This window comes from Pseudomonas citronellolis, assembly GCF_029335315.1.
Lineage (GTDB): Bacteria > Pseudomonadota > Gammaproteobacteria > Pseudomonadales > Pseudomonadaceae > Pseudomonas > Pseudomonas citronellolis_A.
The window spans coordinates 1-4,796 of sequence record NZ_JARJLT010000390.1; the positions used below are offsets into that span (position 1 = coordinate 1).

Here is a 4,796-nt window from a genome sequence, read left to right on the forward strand (position 1 = left end):
TGGCCAGCAACAGCCCGGCCGCCGCGGCGAAGCCCCGCCAGCGCCGCCGCCGCTGGCGCGTGGCGGCCCGCTCGGCGTGCTTTTCCAGGCCCACGGCGGCGACGCTGAGCAGCGGCGAATCCCACAGGGTACTGGCGTGGCGGAACGCGCGGGCGTTTTCCGGGCTCGCGGCCAGCCAGGCGTCGAAGCGCGCACGGGTAGCGGCATCGGCGTCGTCGAGCTGGATCAGCCAGTCCAGCGCTTCGGCCAGGTGCGGGTCCATGGCGTTGCTCGGGCGGGATTCGGGGGCGGTCACGCGGCGCTCCTCGCGGCGGGGGCGCCTATTGTGGTGCCTGCGCCGGCCGATGGGTAGCCCGTCATGCCGGCGCTTCCAGGCGGCCGAGCACGTCGATGCAGATCGCCATGATCAGCTTCAGCTCCTTCTGCACCGTGCTCGCCGAGACCTCCAGCTGCTCGGCGATTTCCGCGTAGCCGCAGCCGTGCAGCCGGCTCAGCACGAAGATCCGTTGCTGGCGCGGGGTCAGGCGTTCCAGGGCAGAGCCGAGGCGCTCCAGCAGTTGCTCGGCGTGCAGGCCGTCCTCGGCCGAGGGCTGGCTGGAGGGCACCGCCTGCAGCACGTCGTCGGGCACGTCGTCGAGCAGGGTGCGTGCCTGCATGCGCAGGTGGCGCAGGTGGTCCAGGGCGAGGTTGCGGCCGGTCTGGAAGAGGAACGGCTCCAGGTGCTCCACCGGGCGTTCGCGCAGGGTGCGGGCGACCCGCAGGTAGGTCTCCTGGACCAGTTCTTCGGCGATGCTGGGGTTCTTCACCATTCTCGCCAGGGTGCGCAGCAGCGGCGTGCGTTGGGCGAGGAACACGCTGTCGAGGTGGGAGAGGCTCACGCGAGGTCCATGCAAACAATTTTCGTATGAGAATCATTATTGTTCGCATGGGGTGTCCGGCACAAGCCGGGGCGCCGGAAAAAAGAGCGGGGCCGCTTTGCGGCGGCCCCGCCCGAGCCCCCAGCCGGCAGGTGGGGGCGAACCCTGGCAGGCGCGTCCCTGCGCCGGGAGGTCAGGAGCGCAGCGGCTTGGCCCGCAGCGCCGTGGGCGCCGGCTCGCTGCGCAGGCTGCCTTGCGGGCGGCTGTTCCAGAAGGGCAGCAGCACCCCGGCGGCGATCAAAGCGGTGACGGTGAAGCCGATGAACACGCTGTAGGTGTCGAAGTAGCCCGGCAGCAGGCCGCCGAGGATGGCGCCGACCGAGCCGCAGCCGTTGACGAAGCCGGCGGCGGTGGCGGCGGCCTTGTCGGTGCCGAAGTCGATGGCGGCGGCGCCGCTGATCATCGAGTCCGGCCCGTACAGGGTCAGGCCCATCATGAACAGCAGGGCGAACACCAACGCCGCGCTGCCGGTCTGCATGGCCGGGACGAACAGCGCCAGGCACAGGGTCAGGCCGAGCAGGCTGAACACGCAGGCGGGCATGCGCCGCGCGCCGAACAGCTTGTCCGAGGCCAGGCCGATGAGGATCGGGCCGAGCAGGCCGGCGACCTCGAAGGCGGTGGGCAGGATCGAGGCGCCGACCTTGCCCAGGCCGGGCATGCGTTCGTAGACGATCACCGGGCCCCACAGCAGGATGGCGTAGCGCGCGGGTTTCAGCAGGAAGTAGGCCAGGCCGAGGGTGAGCACCGTGCGGTTGCGCAGCACCAGCGCCAGGGTGCGCACCGAGTCGGGGTTCCGCCCCTCGGGACGGAAGCCGGCGTAGCGCACCGCTTCCGGTTCGCCGCCAACCCCCTCCAGCGGCGGCAGGCCGACGTCCTCGGGGCGGTTGCGCTGCAGCAGGAGGAACAGCAGGGCGACGCCGCCGACCACCGCGGCGGTGGAATAGAAGGCCGCGTGCCAGGTGCCGAACACGCTGTAGGCCCACCAGCCGGCGAACGGCGAGGCGACCAGGCCGCCGAAGGCGTAGCAGGTGCTCCACAGGCCGAGCACGCGGCCGCGCTCGTGCTGGGCGAAGAAGCTGCCGATGTTCTTGCACAGCCCGGACCAGCCGGTGGACTGCGCCAGGCCCTGGATCACCATGCAGGTGGCGAACACCGGCAGGGTGGCGAAGCTGCCCATGACCACGGCGACGATGGCGGAGATGGCCAGGCCGCCGAACACCACCACGCGCGGGCCATAACGGTCGGCGAAGACGCCCCAGGTGAACTGGCCGACGGCGTAGGCGGCGAGGTAGATGGCGTCGAGGTCGGCCATGGCGGCCTTGTCCAGCGCGAAGCCGGGGTCGTCGGCGATGCCGAGCTTGGCCACGGCGAAGGCCTTGCGGGTGAAGTAGAAGGCCGCGTAGGCCAGCCAGGTGATCGCGAATATCTGCATACGCCAGCGCTGCGGGCTGGCGGTCGTGCCGGGGGTATGGGACATGCTCTGACCTCGTTGTTATGGGTATGTGCCGGCAGTCAGTCGTTCGATGCTTCTTGTTGTTATGGCTGTGCAGCTCGTGCCGTCCCGCGGCACGGGGTCAGGGAGAGGTGAGGAGGGCAGCGGCGGGAGCATGCCCGGCGCGGCGAAACAGATGGAAGCAATTCCACATAAATAAATGAAATCGATTTATCAGATTTTAAAAATAAGTTTGGCTTGTATGTCGGCGGCGGCCGATGGAATAGTGCGAAGCTTCCGAAGTCACAGGTCAGCCCCCATGCAGGTCTCCCACTCGCAGCTGAAGGCCTTCCACGCGGTGGCCGTGCACGGCAGCTTCACCCGCGCCGCCGAACGCCTGTTCCTCACCCAGCCGGCGGTGTCCGACCAGGTGCGCAAGCTGGAAGAGCGCTACGGCGTGCTGCTGTTCCACCGCAACAAGCGCTCGGTGCGCCTGACCGAACTGGGCGAGCGCCTGCTGGCGGTGACCCAGCGCCTGTTCGTCATCGAGGCCGAGGCCCAGGAATTGCTGGAGGCCTCCAGCAGCCTGCAGACCGGCAGCCTGACCCTGGCGGTGGACGCCCCGGTCCACGTGCTGCCCCAGGTGGCGCGCTTCTGCCAGCTGTACCCGGGCATCCGCGTGCGCATCGAGACCGGCAACACCGACGAATGCCTGCAACGGCTGTTCGACTACCAGGCCGACCTGGCGCTGCTGGGGCGCCCGCCGAGCGACGAAAGGCTGCTCGCGGTGACCCTGCGCAGCGACCCGATCGTGGTCTTCGTGGCGCGCAACCACCCCTGGGCGCAGCGCCGGTCGATCCACCTGGCCGACCTCGACGACGCCCCTCTGGTACTGCGCGAGCAGGGCTCGGTGACGCGCCAGACCCTGGAGGCGGAAATGCACCGCGCCGGCCTGCGCATCCGCCCGGCGATCGAGGTGGAAGGCCGCGAAGCCTCGCGCGAAGCGGTGGTGGCGGGAATCGGCGTGGGCGTGGTCTCCGCCGCCGAATTCGGTGCCGACAGCCGGGTGCATGCGCTGCCGATAGTCGACTGCGACTGGCGCATGAGCGAGACCCTGGTGTGCCTGCGCGAACAGGGCAACCGGCGGATGGTGGCTACCTTCCTGGAACTGGTGCGCGAAGACCTCGGCGCCGAACCCCCGGCCTGACCCCGCTGCCATGAACGATCGTAGGCGCTGGCCATGCCCGCGATTCGCGCGCGCGGCTAGGGCCATCGCGGACGGAGTCCGCTCCTACGCCAATTCCATGAAGGCGCTGACCACCCGCAGGCCGCGGCGGCGTTCCAGGCAGCCGATGGAGTGGCGGTTCAGCAGGCCTTCGCCGATCAGCGGCACGGCGCGCACGCGCGGGTCGCGGCCGACTTCCAGGGAGGAGACGATGCCGATGCCCAGCTCCGCCGCCACCGCCTCGGTCACCGCCTCGCGGCTGTCCAGCTCCAGCAGCACCCGTGGCTGCACGCGCTGCTTGGCGCAGGCGCCGTCGAAGGTGCGGCGGGTGATCGAGTCCGGCTCGCGCAGCACCATGATCTGCTGGTCCAGCTCCTCCAGCGGCACGCCTTCGCCGCGCGCGCACCAGGGATGGCTCGCCGGCAGCAGGGCGCACAGGTGCGACTCCACCAGCTCGCGCAGGTGCAGGCCGGGGCGCTCGTCCACTTCGGTGACCACGGCGATGTCGACGTGTTCGCTGAGCAACGCGTTGAGCGTCTCCTGGGCGTTGCCCAGGCGCAGGTTGACGGTGATGCCCGGGTAGCGCGCGCGCAGGCGGGCGAGCATCGGCATCACCAGGTGCGGGCCGTCGGCGGCCACCTCGATGCGCCCGCTGAGCAGCTTGCGGTTGGCGTCGAGCAGGGTCTCGGCTTCTTCCTCCAGGGCGAACAGGGTGCGGCTGATGGCGGCCAGGCGCCGGCCTTCCTCGGTCAGCTCGACGGCGCGGGCGGTACGCCGGAACAGGTTGACCTGGTAGTGCTCCTCCAGGGATTTGACGTGCCCGGTCACCGCCGGCTGGCTGATGAACAGGCGCTCGGCGGCGCGGGTGAAGCTGCCTTCGCGGGCGACGGCGTCGAAGGCGCGGAGCTGGAACAGGTTCATGGGGTATAGGTCCGACTTATGCCTGGGATCATGACAAACAATTTGAGCGATAACGGCGCGCTTGGCAACGTATACCCCAGGCCCGCCGCGCGGGCCGCAACCCTTCCAGCACAGGTTTTCCCATGAAGAGGAACCGAGCATGAGCACTGCCGAGCGCGCGCCCATCCTTCTGACCCCCGGCCCCCTGACCACCTCGCCGCGCACCCGCCGCGCGATGCTGGTCGACTGGGGCTCCTGGGACAACGATTTCAACGCCCTGACCGCCGAAGTCTGCTCCCGCCTGCTGGCCATCATACATGGC

The 4,796-nt window shown here is 69.8% G+C and carries 5 protein-coding genes and 1 pseudogene; 2 read left to right on the top strand and 4 right to left on the bottom strand.

Annotated features, from left to right (window positions below; all coding sequences use genetic code 11):
- The 3 genes from P3W75_RS29760 to P3W75_RS29770 all read right to left on the bottom strand — a co-directional run.
- On the bottom strand, positions 1–295 hold a 295-nt coding region (locus P3W75_RS29760; RefSeq protein ID WP_276230919.1), incomplete at its 3' end, for a FecR/PupR family sigma factor regulator.
- 61 nt (positions 296–356) lie between these two features.
- A complete protein-coding gene (locus P3W75_RS29765) occupies positions 357–878 on the bottom strand; it encodes an RNA polymerase sigma factor (protein ID WP_276230920.1) in 522 nt (173 codons plus the stop codon).
- A 172-nt stretch (positions 879–1,050) separates the two neighbouring features.
- Positions 1,051–2,394, bottom strand: a complete 1,344-nt coding sequence (locus P3W75_RS29770; protein WP_276230921.1) for an MFS transporter — start codon at positions 2,392–2,394, stop codon at positions 1,051–1,053.
- 274 nt (positions 2,395–2,668) lie between these two features.
- Between P3W75_RS29770 and P3W75_RS29775 the strand changes: the two genes are divergently transcribed.
- On the top strand, positions 2,669–3,556 hold the full coding sequence (locus tag P3W75_RS29775; protein ID WP_276230922.1) for a LysR substrate-binding domain-containing protein: 888 nt from the start codon (positions 2,669–2,671) through the stop codon (positions 3,554–3,556).
- Positions 3,557–3,640: 84 nt separating this feature from the next.
- Here the strand turns inward: P3W75_RS29775 and P3W75_RS29780 are convergent, their stop codons facing one another.
- Positions 3,641–4,495: a LysR substrate-binding domain-containing protein gene (locus P3W75_RS29780; RefSeq protein ID WP_276230923.1), complete on the bottom strand. Its 855-nt coding sequence runs from the start codon at positions 4,493–4,495 to the stop codon at positions 3,641–3,643.
- Between the two features lie 139 nt (positions 4,496–4,634).
- On the opposite strand from P3W75_RS29780, the pseudogene P3W75_RS29785 reads away from it, so the two are divergent.
- Positions 4,635–4,796 (top strand): annotated as a pseudogene (locus P3W75_RS29785) (2-aminoethylphosphonate--pyruvate transaminase); the annotation flags it as partial.